This window comes from Streptococcus oralis (assembly GCF_023110435.1).
GTDB classification, from domain to species: domain Bacteria; phylum Bacillota; class Bacilli; order Lactobacillales; family Streptococcaceae; genus Streptococcus; species Streptococcus oralis_CF.
The window spans coordinates 830,958-846,986 of sequence record NZ_JALDWB010000001.1; the positions used below are offsets into that span (position 1 = coordinate 830,958).

The window sequence follows — 16,029 nt, forward strand, 5'->3', positions numbered from 1 at the left end:
TGAAGCTGTTGCATAGTACCACTTGTCAGATATTTTCACCCAAGCGTTTTCTGCCATGGCACCACTACCTTTGACAAGGTAATCATCAACTATGGTATTACTGAGCATAATGCCGTTTTTATCAAAGTAATACCAAGTGCCACTAATTTTTTTCCAGTTTACGACGGGCTGGTTATTTTCATAAAAACGCCAGTTTCCTTGCTCTTTTCTCCAACCTTCCTTGATAACGTCCTCATTTTTTTTCTTTTTGGATGAGTCATCTTTAGAAGAATTTTCCTCTTTTACAGCTGGCTCTTTCTTCGCCTCGACTTTAGGAACTTCTTTCTTGGGAGTAGCTTCCTCTTTTTTCTCGACTACATCTGTAGTCTGAGTTTTTTTCGTAACCTGAGATTCTTCAGCATATACAGATGTCTTTGCAAATCCTGCCATAGAAAGAACGACAGTACTTGCAAGTAGTATCTTCTTCATTTTATTCTCCTCAGTAGAAAACTATCTACACTATTACTATTTTATAAAACCTATTGTAACATAGTTGACTAACGGAAATATTACAAATTGATGAAGATTCTATTTCTTGTTGACAATAAGGAAGACCTAGCTTATCTCAGACTGGCTTTGACTTCCTTACGGAGATCTTCCAAACTGCTAATGCCATATTTGTCCATGACTTTTGGTAGATGTTCGATAATATCAGGACAGGCATAAGGATTGGTAAAGTTGGCTGTTCCAACTCCGATGGCAGACGCTCCAGCCAGATACATTTCTAGTGCAGCCTCTGCCGAATCCACTCCTCCCATTCCAATGATGGGCAGGTCTGTTGTTTGGGCAACTTGTCGGATGAGTTTGAGGGCTACTGGAAAGACTGCTGGGCCTGACATCCCACCCGTTCCATTGGCTAGGATTGGCTTTCTGGTTTTGAGGTCAAAGCGCATACCGACTAGAGTATTGATCATGGTTAAGCCACTTGCTCCCGCATCTTCTGCGGCTTTGGCGACGGTGACAATATCCGTCACGCTAGGGGTTAACTTAACATAAACTGGCACATCAGAGGCTTCCACAGCTGCCTTTACCACTTCATAAGCCAAGTCAGGATCTTGCCCAATCAGAAGTCCATGATTGCCGTGATCTACATTCGGGCAGGAGATATTAAGCTCGATAGCTTTTACATTTGCTGCCTTGGAAATTCCCTGAGAAATGGAAGCATACTCTTGTTTTGAAAAGCCTGCAACATTGGCGATGATGGGAAGCGTAGGATACTCTCTTTCCAGCCAAGGCAGTTTTTCAGCCAAAACAGCTTCTAAACCCGGATTTTGCAAGCCGATTGCATTGAGCATACCAGCAGGGGTCTCTGCCACCCTGGGAGTTGGATTGCCAAAACGCGGTTCAAGGGTCGTCGCCTTGATCATAATAGATCCTAAAAGGTCTAAATCATAGTACTTGGCATATTCTTGACCAAAACCAAAACAGCCTGATGCTGGAATGATGGGATTTTTCAAATCCAAGCCAGGTAGAGAAACTTGTAAACGATTTGTAGTCATGACTTTCTCCTTATAATACAACTGTCCCTGTGCGAAAAACAGGGCCATCTTCACAGACGCGTTGACTGACAGTCTCACTATCTGGCACTTTTAGGACACAGGCATAGCAAGCTCCCATCCCACAAGCCATACGAGATTCTAGAGATAGATAGGCTCTTGGGTGGTCATAAAACCTTTGATTGATGTACTTCATCATTCCTGGAGCCCCACATGAGTAGACGGCGTCAAACTGATTTTCTAATTCATTGATGACGACGGACACATTTCCCTTGATGCCATAAGAACCATCATCTGTCGTTACAAAGACCTGACCATATTGGGCCAATTCCTTTTCGAGAATAACAGCATCCTTGTTAGCAAAACCGAGAACTGTTACTACTTTCACCCCACGCGCATACAATTCCTTGGCTACCTCAAGCAAGGGCGGAACACCAATCCCCCCACCAACGAGGAGAACTTGGCTCTGGTCGTCCAGATCAGACAAGTCAAAACCGTTCCCCTGAGGTCCCATCACATCAAGTGTATCACCCTGACTTAATGTTGAAAAAATAGCTGTCCCAGCACCTTCAATCCGATAAATGAGCCGACACTGCTTCTTAGCCTTGTCAATAGACGAAATTGAAATAGGACGACGCAAGAGATGGGCATCATCAGGCACACGCAAATGTAGAAATTGACCTGCTCGCATCGCTTCAACCATCTCCCCTTCTAGGACTAATTCAAAGATTGCTGGCGCAATTTCCTCCTGTGCAACCACCTTCATGGTTTCCAAACGAATCGCACCCAAACGCTTCTTACATGTGGGATTCATGATTTTCCTCCTTAAATTTTAAGGGGATCAGATAAAGAAAAGACCTTGCAATAGCAAGGTCTCAGTCGAGATAGGACAGAACTCATGCGCACACTTAAAAAGTCTCCACAGAGAGTTCCCTATCACTTTTATCTGACACCTTGTGAGTCTCTCTGGACTCCCCTTAAAGGTTAAATTTGTATTAGTATACTCTTTCAAAGAAAAAAAGTCAAGTAGAAAACGAACATTCTACTTGACCTTACTGGATTATTTTTCACGAATGACTTCAACCTTGTAGCCATCAGGATCCTTGACAAAGTAATAGTTTGGTTGAGTTCCTGGAAGTCCATTAGGCGCTGTAACCTCATAGCCCTTCGCGCTATGTTCTTGATGAAGCGCCTCAAGGTCAGGTGTACTGAGGGCAATATGGGCAAAGCCATCACCTACCACATAAGGACCGTGGTCATAGTTATAGGTCAACTCCAACTCGTAGTCATCACCATCAAGTCCTAAATAGACAATGGTGAAGGCATAATCTGGAAAATCTCTGCGACGCAATTCTTTAAATCCAAAAGCATCTTGATAAAATGCGATTGATTTTTCAAGGTTTTCTACTCGCAAACAAGTGTGTAGCATTTTTGAAGCCATAGCTTTCTCCTTTATTTTTAAAAAGACTGGGACAATCCTGTTCCAGTCTTATCAATTATTATTTACCAAGTTTTGCTTTAGCTGCATCTGCAAGAGCTGTGAAAGCTGCTGCATCGTTAACAGCCAAGTCAGCAAGCATTTTACGGTTAACTTCGATTTCAGCCAATTTCAAACCATGCATCAATTGTGAGTATGAAAGTCCGTTCAAACGAGCTGCCGCATTGATACGAGTGATCCACAATTTACGGAAGTCACGTTTTTTCTGACGACGGTCACGGTATGCATAGTAGTAAGAGTTCATTACTTGTTCTTTTGCAGTACGGAACAAGATGTGTTTAGCTCCATAGTAACCTTTTGCTAATTTAAGAATACGTTTACGACGTTTGCGTGATACAACGCCACCTTTAACACGTGCCATGTTTTATTTCCTCCAAATATTTCCTAGAATTGTTTACTTACTATTAGGCTATTATTTCAAGCGAGTAAGCATTGCTTTGATACGTTTGAAATCTCCTGAATGCACCATAGATGCTTTACGAAGATGACGACGTTGTTTCTTAGTTTTTCCGTGGAAACGGTGAGAAGTGTAAGCACGGAAACGTTTAAGTCCACCAGAACCTGTACGTTTGAAACGTTTAGCTGATGCGCGGTGTGTTTTTTGTTTTGGCATGATTTTTTCTCCTTTATTTAACTTTCTGACAATTATTTTTTGTCAGTTGCTGGCGCCAATTGCATGAACATTTGGCGTCCATCCATCTTAGCTCGTTGTTCGATGATGGCAATATCTTGTGTTGCTTCAGCAAACTCGGCTAAAACTTTTGCACCAATCTCTTTATGGGTAATCATACGACCCTTAAAGCGGATAGATACCTTAACTTTATTTCCTTTTTCAAGGAATTTACGTGCATTGCGAAGTTTTGTGTCAAAGTCACCCTTGTCGATAGTTGGACTCAGACGAACTTCTTTCACAGTAACAACACTTTGTTTTTTACGTTGTTCTTTTTGCTTTTTCTGATACTCAAATTTGAACTTACCGTAGTCCATAATTTTAGCAACAGGCGGTTTTGCTTGGGGTTGAATCAATACTAAGTCAACATTTGCACTATCAGCCAATGCTTGCGCTTCGCTGAGTGGCTTGATACCTAGCTGTTCTCCCTCAAGACCGATCAAGCGAACTTCACGTACACGAATTTCATCATTGATGAATAAGTCTTGCTTTGCTATGGTTTTCACCTCTTTTTTATTATTAGAGAAAAACAATAGCGGACTCGTAATGATACAAGCCCGCACGTTATGATAGCGTTTCTTAGAAACTTTTCATCCGTAGGGCCAGGCAACTTGATGTCACAAGGCGAGAAGCTCTCACTTCTGCTTTTCTCAACTTTTATATGATACCAAGTTTTCTATCCCTTGTCAAGATAAAAAGTCAATTTTTCGAAAAGTTTGTCTATTTTATCGAACCGTTTCAATTCTACAACTATTCCATCCTTTAAAGCGGATAGCCCCTTGCTGGTCAGTTCGGTAAATCTTACTCTTGATACTTTCCAGTCGTGTCAAGGTTTCCTGATGGGGGAGTTTCGCACGATTGTTTTTTCCAACTGAAATGAGAGTAATCTCTGGTTTGAGTTTTTCTAGAAAAGCTGGATTTGATGAGGTTTTAGCACCATGTTGGCCTGCTTTCAAGACATCCACCTCTAAGTTAGGGTATTGCTTTAAAAGTTCCTTCTCTCCCTTCTCTTTCAAATTTCCTGTGAAGAGAAAGTGCTTATCTAAGAGTTTTCCATAAAGAACCAGGGAACCATCACGATCCCTATCTCCAATCTGCCTTGGAGATAGGACTTCTAAGTGACTGCCAAAAATCGGGAAATTCTCCCCAGCTGCCACACTACGTACCTTGTTTTGACTTGCTTCTAGTTCCGCTACAAATTCCTTCTGTGTCAAATTTCCTTTTGATACTAAAATCTCCCCGACATGGAAAGCCTTGGTCACCTCCAGCAAATCACCAACATGTTCCTTGTCTGTATTGGTCAAAATCAGCTGGTCAATTTTGGCTACTCCGCGACTTTTTAGATAGGGAATCACGGTTCGCTGGGCATTGCTGGTCGTCGCCTTTTCTTGCCATTTTTCGATTTTCTTATCAGACTCTGCCTTGCCTCCCACGTCTATGAGAATGGTTTTCCCAGTTACATCCCGTAGGAAAATACTTTCTCCTTGCCCGACATCCAGCATGGTGATTTCATTTTCCAGCGGATGTTTGGTTAGGAAAAAGAGACCTATAATCAATAAGCTGACTCCAGCTACTCTTTTGATGTTTTTCCTAAAATCATACAGTATTGCCAAGGAAATTAACAGTAGAATCAACAGCCATGCGTTGGGTTGACCAAAGACCAGGGGCCTACTTGCCAGCTGCGATACCAAGCGAATGATGTTCTCCAACCACTCAAAGATAAGGTTAAACTGAGTGACTGGGTAAACAAAAGAGAGAATAAATAAGATGGACAAAAGCGGTAAGAATACCACATCAAACAGAAAGGAAAAGACAAAGGTCAAAAGGATAGACCAAGGCTGAAATTCTGCAAAATAGAAGGATAGAATGGGCAATATTCCCAAAGAAATAACCAAACTTTCTCTGGCAACAGCCTTGAGCCCCTCCCCTTCTTTGCTTGTCATAGTCAAGATAAAAGCATAAGCGCAGGACAAGACTCCTCCTGCTGTCAGGAAAAAGTTGGGCATGATGATAAAGAGGACAAGCACCGTCAAGGCAAAATTGTCCAAGCCCTTAACACCATGTTGAGCCAGTAACTTTTGCAAGAGACTGCGAATGACTGAGGCTGAAAATCCTGTCAGACCTGCATAGATAAGGGAAAAGGGATAGGTCAGCCACTTCAACTTTTCTTGAGTCAAGCCCAATCGCAAGAGGAGTTTCTTAAAGGCATCCATAAAGAAGCCCACCTGCATACCTGATAAGGCAAAAAGGTGAATAATTCCAAGACTGGAATAAAGCTCATTCATCTCCTCAAAGTCCGTGTCCAAATGTCCTAAAAGAAGACCTGTCATATAGTTGCGCATAGGATCTGGAAAGTGCATCTTGATCCAAACTACAGCCTTCCGACGTAAACCAGACAGATTTTCTCCTATATCCCATCTTCTAACCTGTTTCATTGACTGGATACTCTTGATAGTCAAAGTTTGGTAAATTCCTTGAGTCTTTAGATAGGCTTGGTAGTCAAATCCACCAAAATTTCTCTGTCCTTCTGGCTCGGAAAGTTTTCCTTCTAGTTCAATCTCATGAAGATCTGTTAAGGCCTGAAAGTGCTCTTTCTCCTCCTCGGACTGGAGTTTATAGTAAATTTGGAAGGTACGGCCGTCAGCCTTGCCCCGAAATGACAGACTATCTCCATTAACCTTAATGGTATCTGGTAAAATCCTCACCTTTTCAACATAAGCGACTAAGTCTTGACTAGCTTGACTCTGCTGCCAAGTTTGAAACAAAAACCAGAAGCCAAAGAAGCCACAAATCGCTAAAACTTTACCAGCCAATTTCCAAGGAAATTGGAAAAAGAGGCAGACCAGCAAAAAAACAAAACCTAGCAGTGCGAGATAGGACGCTCCAAAAATAGCATAGTAAAGCCAAAGCAATAAAAAACTCAGATAGATTAGGGGGATAGGGAAACTCTTAGTCCACTGTAACATAGTCTTTTAAATTTTCTATAGTCTTGGCTCCAATACCAGAGACCTTCTTGAGTTCGTCTACCGACTTGAACTTGCCATTTGCCTCACGATGGTCGATAATATCTTGGGCTCGTTTTCCTCCCAAGCCCTTGACCTGCTTAAGTTCTTCCAGACTAGCTTTATTGAGGTTGACCTTCTTTTCTTTACTTGTCGAAGGAGTCGTTCCAGAGGCAGCCTGCTGACTAACTGCTTCTTCTCCCTTAGTTGGAACATAGACAAGAACCTCGTCACTGACTTTCTGAGCAAGATTGAGCGACTTGCTATCTGCCTCCTCTGTCAAGCCACCTGCCTTCTGAACGGCATCATGAATCCGACTCCCTACTGGCAAATCATAAATCCCTGGCGATTTGACAGCACCTTTTACATCCACTGTGATCTGATCTTGTTCCAGAGGCTCTTCCTTTTCCTCCTTTTTCACTTCTTTTTCGGTAGATGAATCCTTTGAAACAGCTGCAACTTCAGCCTGCAAATTCGTTTCCTTGACAGGTGTTTGTGACGTTGGTTTTAGTAGGAAAAATCCGCCTACAAGCAAGCCCAGACCTGCACAGATGACAATGATTTTATACTCTTTGATTTTCTCGATAATTGCTTCCATATTTTCTCCTCTCTTAAGTTATTCGTAAGAGGAAGAAAAAACAGTTGAAAATTTCTTTTCAACTGCTTATTTATTTGCAAAATAGTCTTCCTTGGTCAAGACATAATGAACTCTTGTAACGATTCGGCCTGGTTCTTCTTTGTCCAATCTGGCATAGGGTTCTTCATGGGAAAAGAGCATACCTGATTTCTCCATGACTCTTCCAGATGCGGGATTATCTTTATCGTGTAGGGCGGTCAACTTGTTCATTCCAATCTTCTCAAAAGCCAGCTCAATCACAGCACGATTGGCTTCTGTTGTCAATCCTTGATTCCAATACTTTTTATTGATAATGTAACCAATAGCTGCCTTCTTAAGAACAGTATCAATCTTGTGCAAATCAATGGTTCCGATAAACTGACCATTGCTTTTTAGTTCGATTCCCCACCGTCCCAAGGGATTGGCCAAGTAGAGCTGAGCGATGTTGTTCTTGGTTTCTTCTAGGCTTTGATTGGTTGGAAAAGTGTAGCGTGTATTTTCTCTGTCTGAGGCATACTCAAACATAGCTTCCGCATCATCCAAGGTTACAGGTCGGAGCAATAAACGCTCCGTTTCTATAGATGGATACTGGGCAAATTTCACAAATATTGATTCCATACACACTTCCCCCTATTTACAAGTATTTTCCTACTAGCTTATCAAAAAAAGCTCATCAAAGCAAAAGTTTTTCTTGATTTTCGAAACAGATTTATATAAAATAAAAACATCACGATAATCGGGTTTCTCTGTGATGTTTGATTTTAAAGACCCGAATTTAGAAAATGGAGTAAACCTATATGTTAATCGGAATTCCAAAAGAAATTAAAAATAATGAAAACCGTGTCGCCCTCACACCTGCTGGTGTCCATAGCTTAGTTTCTCGTGGACATCGTGTCCTCATCGAAACAAATGCTGGTCTCGGTTCAGGATTTACTGATGCAGACTATCAAAAGCAAGGAGCTGAGATTGTCGCTACTGCTGACGAAGCTTGGGCAGCTGAGTTAGTCGTGAAAGTAAAGGAACCACTAGCTTCTGAATATGGCTACTTGCGCGACGACCTTCTCCTCTTCACCTACTTGCACATGGCCGCTGCTCCAGAGTTAGCAGATGCCATGCTAGCAGCAAAAACAACAGGAATTGCCTATGAGACTGTCCGTGACTCCCTAGGTCACCTACCACTCCTCGTTCCTATGAGTGAAGTTGCCGGTCGTATGGCAGTTCAAATCGGAGCCCACTTCCTTACTAAGCAAGCTGGTGGTTCTGGTGTCCTACTAGGTGGTGTGCCGGGTGTTCCAAAAGGAAAAGTAACCATCATCGGTGGTGGGGTCGTCGGGACGCATGCTGCCCGCATCGCCCTTGGACTTGGTGCACAAGTGACTATTTTAGATATCAGTGCCAAACGACTCTCAGTTCTAGAAGAAGTCTTCGGAAACCAAATCCAAACTCTTATGTCCAATTCTTTCAACATCGAAGCAAGTGTGAAAGACGCTGATGTGGTGATTGGAGCCGTTCTCATCCCTGGTGCTAAAGCTCCGAAACTGGTGACAGATGAGATGGTCAAACAAATGCGTCCAGGCTCTGTCATCGTTGACGTTGCTGTTGACCAAGGTGGTGTTATCGAAACAGCTGACCGTGTGACAACGCACGATGAACCTGTCTATGAAAAACATGGTGTTCTCCACTATGCCGTTGCCAATATCCCTGGTGCGGTTGCCCGTACTTCGACCATTGCCCTGACCAATGTCACCCTTCCTTACATCGAAGCCTTAGCAGGAAAAGGTTTTAAGAAGGCAATCACTGAAGATCAAGGCTTACGTGAAGGAGTTACAACTTACCAAGGTTACTTGACTAGTCTTCCAGTTGCTCAAGGGCTAGATAAGGATCACACTTCGATTGATGAACTTGTCTAAAAACATTAACTAGTTAACACAGATACGATAAAGAGCAGTTTCATCTGAACTGCTCTTTTTGCTATTCTGTTTCTTCGTTCTTCTCTTCATTTTTAACTGGAGCTGGTTCATAGGCTCGGATAATCTGAGCGACAACTGGATGGCGAACCACATCCTTAGCTGAAAAATGAACAAAGTCGATCTGGTGAATGTTCTTGAGCTTTTCTTGAGCATCAATCAAACCAGACTTGACATTTCGCGGTAGGTCAATCTGACTGATATCTCCATTGACAATCATCTTAGAATTAAAACCTAAACGAGTCAAGAACATCTTCATCTGCATGATGGTCGTATTTTGCGCCTCATCCAGAATGACAAAGGCATCATCCAAGGTCCGACCACGCATGTAGGCAAGGGGAGCGATTTCGATAATTTCACGCTCCATAAGACGAGTCGTCTGGTCTTTGCCGAGAATCTGATACAAGGCATCATAAACAGGTCGAAGGTAAGGGTCCACCTTCTCCTTGAGATCACCTGGAAGAAATCCAAGACTCTCTCCTGCTTCCACTGCTGGACGAGTTAGGATAATTCGCTTGACCTGCCCACGTTTAAGGGCTGTCACAGCCAAAGTCACTGCAAGAAAGGTCTTCCCTGTCCCTGCAGGTCCGATTCCAAAGGTCACATCATGCTGTTTGACACTGTCCACATAAAGCTTTTGACCCAAGGTTTTGACACGGATCGGTTTCCCAGTATTGTCTTTGATAATTTCTTCTTCGTAAAGGGCGACAAACTTGTCGATTTCATCGTTTTTGACCATGCTAATCGCAGTCACTACATCTGGCGTGCCAACCGTTATTCCTCTATTCACCAAAACCATCAATGCCTGGATAACCTGACGGGCTTCCTCACAGGCAGTCTCTTCTCCCAAAACCTGGACAATCTCCGTACGGGCATGAATCACCACATCGAGCTCTTCTTCCATCAAACGAAGATGGCGTTCATTGGAACCAAAAAGATGAAACAAGTCATCTGGATGACTCAGTTGAATGTCTATTGAATGTTCCTTCAAATAAAGAACCTCTCTAATTCGTTTATTTCTTTTTATTATAGCAAAGAGAACAATAAAATACTAGCCTCATCTCATTGTCTCTAGTGTTCTAAATACTCTTGCCAGATGGCGTCAAAGTCTCCTAGGTTAAAAGAGAAACTGGCATGTTCCTCCAAAAAGCGACTCACCTCATCAAAATCATCCGTGTGTTTTGGGAAGGCTGACTCCTCAAAAGCGAGGTCTGCCAAGATGGCTTTAGGACTGTTACTTTTAGGATTGCGCTCGGTCATGAGCCAAGTGTAAAATGATTTTCTCAATTCTTTCTCCTATCAAGAGTTTTTTGATGACACTTTTCTGATTCTTGAAAATTACTGGACTTAGCCTCTGAAACGTAATGGTTTATAAAATCTGTTTTAGCACCAGTATAGGCGTCTCGATTGTGTTCAAATTTTTTCCACAAACTTAGTTTTAATTCCTGATACGCTTGGGCAATATCTGGATGCTGGCAGAGATAATCTCTAAAATAAATCTCGTCATGATCTCCCATCATTCGCAAATGTAAATGAAAAACTTTCTCAGCAAATCCCTGCTCTGTATATCCTTTATTTAGCGAAATCCTGTTAGGACTTTCCGACATCACTAGCCACCCATTCTTCACCAATAAATCCCTAACTCTTGCTAAATCCCCTATTCTACCTACTTCTAGCAGAATATCAACGATATTTTTGGCCCAAATATTAGGGATAGCAGTACTACCGATATGTTCTATTCTTTTAATAACATTTGCACCCAATATTTTTTTCAGATTTGCTTTTTCCGATTCATACCAGTCTTTCCACTCTGATTTGTGCTCTACTAGAAAAATAGGAAAAAGTTGCCAGAGTTCCTCTAAACTCATTTCTTCAAGTTTCTTTATCATGTCTATAAGGCTTAAATCAACTCTGTACCAAACTGGTCTTGTTTGATTTTACCAGCCTTCATCAAGCCGCCGAGTGCTTTCTTGAACTGACCTTTAGAGATACCAAAGGTTGCCTTGATGTCCTCAGGAGACGACTTATCATTCAAGGTCATGAAACCGCCATTGCTTTCCAAGTATGTCAAAATCATCTGAGCATCATTTTCCAACATTTCAAAAGAACGTGGTTTGAGCGAGAGGTTAAGAGTACGGTCCACTTCACGGAAACCAATGACCCGCGCATCTAAAACTTGACCCAGTCGTGGCTCTGCGTAGCGCTCGCTAGGATGGATAAAACCAAGCATGTTATTCTCTGGCAGATAGACAAAGGTCCCTGACAGCTTAAGGCGGTAAACAATGGCTGGCCAGTTTTGGTTCTGCATGTTGTTGTAAGCAGGACGAGCCAGGCGTTGGAAATCTTCCTGATAAGCCAAGAGTCCCCAGATGCGATCTTTCTTGTCCACTTCAAGACGGATGTAAAGTTTATCACCTTTCTTAGGCCAGAGTTCCTTGAGCTCAGGAAGGATATCGAGTGACACAACGATTTCCTTATCAGGTAGACCAGTATCGACAAAAACACCCAAGTCCTTACGAACTTCCGTTACAGTTCCCCAGCCAAATTGTTCCTGAGTGGCAGTCACTTCTAGAGTGGTCAAGCGGAGTTTCTGCTTCATATCGGTATAGGCAAAACCTTTGACTGTATCCCCTACTGTGTGTTGGCCTTCTTCCTTAGCAAGAGCATAAGTTTGACCATCCTTTTGCACAAAGTAAAAACGGTCATTTTCATCGATGATAAGTCCAACGATAAAACTTGCAAGATTTGTATTCATATTTCCTTCTTTCGAATAAAACTCAGCCAGCAATGCCAACTGAGTTTTTCTGTTTATTTTTAGACTTCCAAGAGTTCTTTTTCTTTATTGGCAGTCATATCGTCGATGTGTTTCACAGCATCGTCTGTTACTTTTTGAATATCTTTTTCAAGAGTCTTCAATTCGTCTTCAGTTATTTCTTTTGCTTTTTCTTGCTTTTTAGCTTCGTCCATAGCGTCGCGGCGGATGTTACGGACAGCCACTTTAGCACTTTCACCAACCTTCTTCACTTCTTTAGCAAGGTCACGACGAGTCTCTTCAGTAAGAGCAGGGATAACCAAGCGGATCACAGAACCGTCATTAGCTGGTGTGATACCAAGGTCAGAAGCGTTCAAGGCACGTTCGATGTCTTTCAATGAAGACTTGTCAAATGGTGTTACCAACAAGACACGTGCTTCTGGGATGGTAATTGAAGCGATTTGGTTAAGAGGAGTTTCGACTCCATAGTATTCTACGTGGATACGGTCTAGCAAGCTTGCGTTGGCACGACCTGCACGGATACCACCAAATTCACGAGCAAGTGATTGGTGAGACTGGGTCATTCTCTCTTTAGCTTTTTCTACAATTGCGTTAGCCATAATTTTCTTATTCCTTTTCTTCGATATTGTTTGAAACTGTTGTTCCGATATTTTCACCAAATACGACACGTTTGATGTTGCCTGGTTGGTTCATGTTGAAGACGACCAAGTCAATGTCGTTGTCCATAGAGAGGGTTGAAGCTGTTGAGTCCATGATACGAAGACCTTTGTTGATAACATCACGGTGAGTCAATTCTTCAAACTTAACGGCTGTCTTGTCTTTCTTAGGATCGGCATTGTAAACACCATCTACGCCATTTTTAGCCATAAGGATGGCATCCGCTTCAATTTCAGCTGCACGAAGGGCCGCTGTTGTATCTGTTGAGAAGTAAGGTGAACCAATTCCAGCACCAAAGATAACGATACGGCCTTTTTCAAGGTGGCGAAGAGCACGTCCACGTACATAAGGTTCTGCCACTTGTTGCATAGAAATAGCTGTTTGAACACGCGTATCGACACCAACTTGCTGCAATGAATCTGCCATTACAAGTGCATTCATAACAGTCCCAAGCATTCCTGTATAATCTGCCTGAACGCGGTCCATTCCTGCTTCTGCTGCAGGTTCCCCACGCCAGAGATTTCCTCCACCAATAACAAGGGCAATTTCGATACCTAAACTATGAACTTCTTGAATCTCTTTTGCAATTTTTTGAACTGTTTGGATATCAATCCCTACGCCACGTTCACCTGCAAGAGCCTCACCTGATAACTTGATTAAAATACGTTTATACTTGGGGTTAGCCATTTTTACTCTCCTTTTTTTATCCTACCTATTTTATCACAATTTCTAAGATTTTTATAGTATCATGAGCAATTCTTTCAAAAAAATTAGACCGTTAAAAATTCCTCTAAGTCGGTAAGGGCACGCTCTGCAATTTTTTCATAACGAGCCTTTTTATCACGGATACGCTCGCCTTCCAATTCCTTGATAATCCCAAAATTGACATTCATTGGTTGGAAATGTTTGCTATCAGCGTGAGTGATGTAATGAGCCAGACTTCCAATCGCTGTGGTCTCTGGGAAGATAGCTTCACTTTCACCCTTGAAGAGTCGAGCCGCATTAATACCTGCAACTAATCCTGAAGCTGCTGACTCAACATAACCTTCTACACCCGTCATTTGACCAGCAAAGAAGAGGTTTGGCTGTTTCTTAGAACGGTAAGTCTGCTCCAGAAGATTTGGTGAATCCATGTAAGAATTGCGGTGCATGACCCCATAACGGACAAACTCAGCATTTTCAAGACCTGGAATCATTTGGAAGACACGCTTTTGTTCTCCCCATTTGAGGTGGGTTTGGAAACCAACGATATTGTAAAGGCTACCAGCCGCATTGTCCTGACGAAGTTGGACAACAGCATACGGTGTTTTAAACTCTCCATCACGAGGCCCCATATAGTCGTCTGGGTACTCCAGACCAACTGGTTTCATAGGACCATAAAGCATGGTTTTAATGCCACGTTTGGCCATGACTTCGATAGGCATACAACCTTCAAAGTACTTTTCTTTTTCAAAAGAATTCAGCGGTGCTTCTTCCGCATTGACCAAGGCTTCATGGAAATCCATAAATTCTTGTTTGGTCATAGGAGCGTTGAGGTAGGCCGCCTCTCCCTTATCATAACGAGATTTGAGATAGACCTTGCTCATATCAATAGTATTGACATCGATAATCGGCGCTGCAGCATCGTAGAAATAAAAACCGTCACCGCCATTAAGAGCATGAATCTTTTCAGCAAGGGCATCACTAGTCAAAGGACCAGTAGCGACAACTGTAATAACATCTGTTGGTAATTCTGTAATTTCATCACGAACCACTTCAATCAAGGGATGGTTGGCTACTTTTTCGGTCACCATTTGGGAGAAACCGTCACGGTCCACTGCAAGGGCTCCACCAGCAGGAACTCGTGTTGCCTCAGCAGATTCCAAGATAACAGAACCCAAACGACGCATTTCTTCCTTGAGAAGCCCAACAGCATTTGTCAGAGCATCTCCACGCAAGGAATTGGAACAAACCAACTCAGCAAAATTGTCTGTTTTGTGCTGGGGCGTTGACTTGATGCCTCGCATTTCATAGAGTTTAACTGGAATACCACGCTCTGCGATTTGGTAGGCTGCTTCAGAACCAGCCAATCCCGCTCCGATAACATTGATATAAGATTGAGACATAAGACTTTTTTTACCATTATGGGAGAAAAATCCGTTCTTCCTTTTTCAGGCTTTTAGTAACAGCCTCCCATAAACTTTCTATAAATAATCACTCCTACTAGTATAACAAAAAAGGTAGACAGAAAGAACTAAAAAGGCCTATAGATTAAAAATAAGTCCACAAATAAACCCCAGATAGCCTTGAGTCATCTGGGGTTCTTGTTTTCATCGCTAAAATGATATCAACAATTTCATTTTAGTCGATTTTTGGGACTTAGTCTTCTAAATCCATTTCAGAAGCTGCTGATTTCTTCTTCTTGCCAAGAAGAGAGGCAGTTGCCAAGGCAGCTACTCCTAATCCAAGACCAGCAAATTGGTTACTTGCAGTTCCTGTATTTGGAAGTTTTCTACCGTTTGAACGTCCTGGTCCAGCAGGTTGTTGTGCAGGAGCTTGTGAGTGGTTCAATGCACTTGAGATTGAAGCACTGTCAGACAAGCTAGCTGAGGTACTTGCGCTGTTGCTCATGCTTGTGCTTGTTGAAACTGATTCACTTGTGCTGATTGAAGCACTTACGCTGTTACTCAAGCTTGCTGAAGTACTTGCTGAAGTTGAGGCATTGCCTGAACCATTGCTTGTACTTGTTGAACCTGAACCGCTACCTGAGTTGTTGCTTGCACTGATTGAAGCTGAAGCTGATTGGCTAGCTGATACAGATGCTGAAGCGCTTTGGCTTGAGCTTACTGATGCGCTAGCTGATTGACTAGCTGAACCATTGCTTGTGCTTGCTGAACCTGAACCGCTACCTGAGTTGTTGCTTGCACTGATTGAAGCTGAAATGCTGTCACTCAAGCTTGTGCTTGTTGAAACTGATTCACTTGTGCTGATTGATGCTGAAGTACTATCGCTCAATGACACACTTACTGATTTGCTGAGTGAAACTGATTCACTTGCACTTACAGATTCAAGGTAGCTAGGAAGGTTAAACTCTGGCTTAGATTCGCTTGTTGGCTCACCCTTACTATAGCTGAATGAGTTAGATTGTTGTGACGCACTTGTACTCAAACTGCTTGAAACGCTATTGCTAAGTGATGTAGATGTACTTACGCTGTTACTCAAGCTTACTGAAGTACTTGTTGAAACTGAAGTACTACTTGAGTTGTTGCTTGCTGATTCAGATGCACTGATTGATGCAGATACGCTGTTGCTCAAGCTTGTGCTTGCTGATT

The 16,029-nt window shown here is 42.4% G+C and carries 18 protein-coding genes, 1 pseudogene and 1 other annotated feature; of the genes and pseudogenes, 1 reads left to right on the forward strand and 18 read right to left on the reverse strand.

From position 1 onward, the window contains the following. From M1F97_RS04160 to M1F97_RS04205, 10 genes and pseudogenes are all read right to left on the reverse strand, one after another. A pseudogene (locus M1F97_RS04160) lies at positions 1-468 on the reverse strand (glucosaminidase domain-containing protein); the annotation flags it as partial. Between the two features lie 131 nt (positions 469-599). Further along, on the reverse strand, positions 600-1,586 hold the full coding sequence (locus M1F97_RS04165; RefSeq protein WP_247944292.1) for a dihydroorotate dehydrogenase: 987 nt from the start codon (positions 1,584-1,586) through the stop codon (positions 600-602). Then, positions 1,549-2,349 (reverse strand): dihydroorotate dehydrogenase electron transfer subunit, encoded by an 801-nt coding sequence (locus M1F97_RS04170; RefSeq protein ID WP_084947748.1) that lies wholly within the window; start codon positions 2,347-2,349, stop codon positions 1,549-1,551. Before M1F97_RS04170 ends, M1F97_RS04165 begins: the two co-directional genes overlap by 38 nt. Positions 2,350-2,595: 246 nt before the next feature. Continuing rightward, positions 2,596-2,976 carry a lactoylglutathione lyase gene (gene gloA, locus M1F97_RS04175; RefSeq protein ID WP_247944293.1) on the reverse strand — a complete coding sequence of 127 codons (381 nt, stop codon included), beginning with the start codon at positions 2,974-2,976 and terminating at the stop codon, positions 2,596-2,598. A gap of 58 nt (positions 2,977-3,034) precedes the next feature. Then, positions 3,035-3,394 carry a 50S ribosomal protein L20 gene (rplT, locus tag M1F97_RS04180; RefSeq protein ID WP_000124830.1) on the reverse strand — a complete coding sequence of 120 codons (360 nt, stop codon included), beginning with the start codon at positions 3,392-3,394 and terminating at the stop codon, positions 3,035-3,037. 51 nt (positions 3,395-3,445) lie between these two features. Then, entirely contained in the window at positions 3,446-3,646 is a 201-nt protein-coding gene (gene rpmI, locus M1F97_RS04185; RefSeq protein ID WP_001125942.1) for a 50S ribosomal protein L35, read from the reverse strand. 32 nt (positions 3,647-3,678) lie between these two features. Beyond that, complete coding sequence (gene infC, locus M1F97_RS04190; RefSeq protein ID WP_000848184.1) at positions 3,679-4,209, reverse strand: translation initiation factor IF-3; 531 nt, start codon at positions 4,207-4,209, stop codon at positions 3,679-3,681. 15 nt (positions 4,210-4,224) lie between these two features. Beyond that, positions 4,225-4,356 (reverse strand) — a sequence feature (ribosomal protein L20 leader region). A gap of 72 nt (positions 4,357-4,428) precedes the next feature. Further along, positions 4,429-6,669, reverse strand: coding sequence for a DNA internalization-related competence protein ComEC/Rec2 (locus M1F97_RS04195; RefSeq protein WP_247944294.1), 2,241 nt, complete (start codon positions 6,667-6,669; stop codon positions 4,429-4,431). Further along, positions 6,653-7,303 (reverse strand): helix-hairpin-helix domain-containing protein, encoded by a 651-nt coding sequence (locus tag M1F97_RS04200; RefSeq protein ID WP_247944295.1) that lies wholly within the window; start codon positions 7,301-7,303, stop codon positions 6,653-6,655. The genes M1F97_RS04195 and M1F97_RS04200 overlap by 17 nt, the downstream gene beginning before the upstream one ends. Before the next feature lie 66 nt (positions 7,304-7,369). Further along, positions 7,370-7,939, reverse strand: a complete 570-nt coding sequence (locus M1F97_RS04205) for a GNAT family N-acetyltransferase (RefSeq protein WP_247944296.1) — start codon at positions 7,937-7,939, stop codon at positions 7,370-7,372. Positions 7,940-8,118: 179 nt separating this feature from the next. Here M1F97_RS04205 and ald point away from each other — a divergent pair, with 179 nt between their 5' ends. Further along, a complete protein-coding gene (gene ald, locus M1F97_RS04210; protein WP_247944297.1) occupies positions 8,119-9,231 on the forward strand; it encodes an alanine dehydrogenase in 1,113 nt (370 codons plus the stop codon). A gap of 61 nt (positions 9,232-9,292) precedes the next feature. Here ald and M1F97_RS04215 read toward each other — a convergent pair whose 3' ends face one another. The 8 genes from M1F97_RS04215 to M1F97_RS04250 form a co-directional block, all read right to left on the reverse strand. Further along, on the reverse strand, positions 9,293-10,279 hold the full coding sequence (locus M1F97_RS04215) for a PhoH family protein (protein ID WP_247944298.1): 987 nt from the start codon (positions 10,277-10,279) through the stop codon (positions 9,293-9,295). 80 nt (positions 10,280-10,359) lie between these two features. Next, positions 10,360-10,575: a YozE family protein gene (locus tag M1F97_RS04220; protein ID WP_001232084.1), complete on the reverse strand. Its 216-nt coding sequence runs from the start codon at positions 10,573-10,575 to the stop codon at positions 10,360-10,362. Beyond that, the gene (locus M1F97_RS04225; RefSeq protein WP_247944299.1) at positions 10,572-11,177 is read right to left on the reverse strand and encodes a GrpB family protein; all 606 of its coding nucleotides are present in this window, start codon (positions 11,175-11,177) and stop codon (positions 10,572-10,574) included. The genes M1F97_RS04220 and M1F97_RS04225 overlap by 4 nt, the downstream gene beginning before the upstream one ends. An 11-nt stretch (positions 11,178-11,188) precedes the next feature. Continuing rightward, positions 11,189-12,043: a CvfB family protein gene (gene cvfB / locus M1F97_RS04230; RefSeq protein WP_247944300.1), complete on the reverse strand. Its 855-nt coding sequence runs from the start codon at positions 12,041-12,043 to the stop codon at positions 11,189-11,191. 59 nt (positions 12,044-12,102) lie between these two features. Beyond that, positions 12,103-12,660 (reverse strand): ribosome recycling factor, encoded by a 558-nt coding sequence (gene frr / locus M1F97_RS04235; protein WP_247944301.1) that lies wholly within the window; start codon positions 12,658-12,660, stop codon positions 12,103-12,105. A gap of 7 nt (positions 12,661-12,667) precedes the next feature. Further along, positions 12,668-13,405, reverse strand: coding sequence for a UMP kinase (gene pyrH / locus M1F97_RS04240; RefSeq protein ID WP_000002990.1), 738 nt, complete (start codon positions 13,403-13,405; stop codon positions 12,668-12,670). 83 nt (positions 13,406-13,488) lie between these two features. Further along, positions 13,489-14,823 carry a methylenetetrahydrofolate--tRNA-(uracil(54)-C(5))-methyltransferase (FADH(2)-oxidizing) TrmFO gene (trmFO, locus tag M1F97_RS04245; protein WP_247944302.1) on the reverse strand — a complete coding sequence of 445 codons (1,335 nt, stop codon included), beginning with the start codon at positions 14,821-14,823 and terminating at the stop codon, positions 13,489-13,491. A 253-nt stretch (positions 14,824-15,076) separates the two neighbouring features. Further along, positions 15,077-16,029 (reverse strand): LPXTG cell wall anchor domain-containing protein (locus M1F97_RS04250; RefSeq protein ID WP_247944303.1); only part of this gene is annotated, 953 nt, incomplete at its 5' end.

Bases quoted from the DNA above. Each gene is read 5' to 3' on its own strand.
- trmFO (WP_247944302.1), bottom strand. From the start codon at position 14,823: ATGTCTCAATCTTATATCAATGTTATCGGAGCGGGATTGGCTGGTTCT.
- M1F97_RS04225 (WP_247944299.1), bottom strand. From the start codon at position 11,177: ATGATAAAGAAACTTGAAGAAATGAGTTTAGAGGAACTCTGGCAACTT.
- rpmI (WP_001125942.1), bottom strand. From the start codon at position 3,646: ATGCCAAAACAAAAAACACACCGCGCATCAGCTAAACGTTTCAAACGT.
- M1F97_RS04170 (WP_084947748.1), bottom strand. From the start codon at position 2,349: ATGAATCCCACATGTAAGAAGCGTTTGGGTGCGATTCGTTTGGAAACC.
- M1F97_RS04165 (WP_247944292.1), bottom strand. From the start codon at position 1,586: ATGGCCCTGTTTTTCGCACAGGGACAGTTGTATTATAAGGAGAAAGTC.
- M1F97_RS04205 (WP_247944296.1), bottom strand. From the start codon at position 7,939: ATGGAATCAATATTTGTGAAATTTGCCCAGTATCCATCTATAGAAACG.
- gloA (WP_247944293.1), bottom strand. From the start codon at position 2,976: ATGGCTTCAAAAATGCTACACACTTGTTTGCGAGTAGAAAACCTTGAA.
- M1F97_RS04200 (WP_247944295.1), bottom strand. From the start codon at position 7,303: ATGGAAGCAATTATCGAGAAAATCAAAGAGTATAAAATCATTGTCATC.
- ald (WP_247944297.1), top strand. From the start codon at position 8,119: ATGTTAATCGGAATTCCAAAAGAAATTAAAAATAATGAAAACCGTGTC.
- M1F97_RS04195 (WP_247944294.1), bottom strand. From the start codon at position 6,669: ATGTTACAGTGGACTAAGAGTTTCCCTATCCCCCTAATCTATCTGAGT.
- rplT (WP_000124830.1), bottom strand. From the start codon at position 3,394: ATGGCACGTGTTAAAGGTGGCGTTGTATCACGCAAACGTCGTAAACGT.
- cvfB (WP_247944300.1), bottom strand. From the start codon at position 12,043: ATGAATACAAATCTTGCAAGTTTTATCGTTGGACTTATCATCGATGAA.
- pyrH (WP_000002990.1), bottom strand. From the start codon at position 13,405: ATGGCTAACCCCAAGTATAAACGTATTTTAATCAAGTTATCAGGTGAG.
- frr (WP_247944301.1), bottom strand. From the start codon at position 12,660: ATGGCTAACGCAATTGTAGAAAAAGCTAAAGAGAGAATGACCCAGTCT.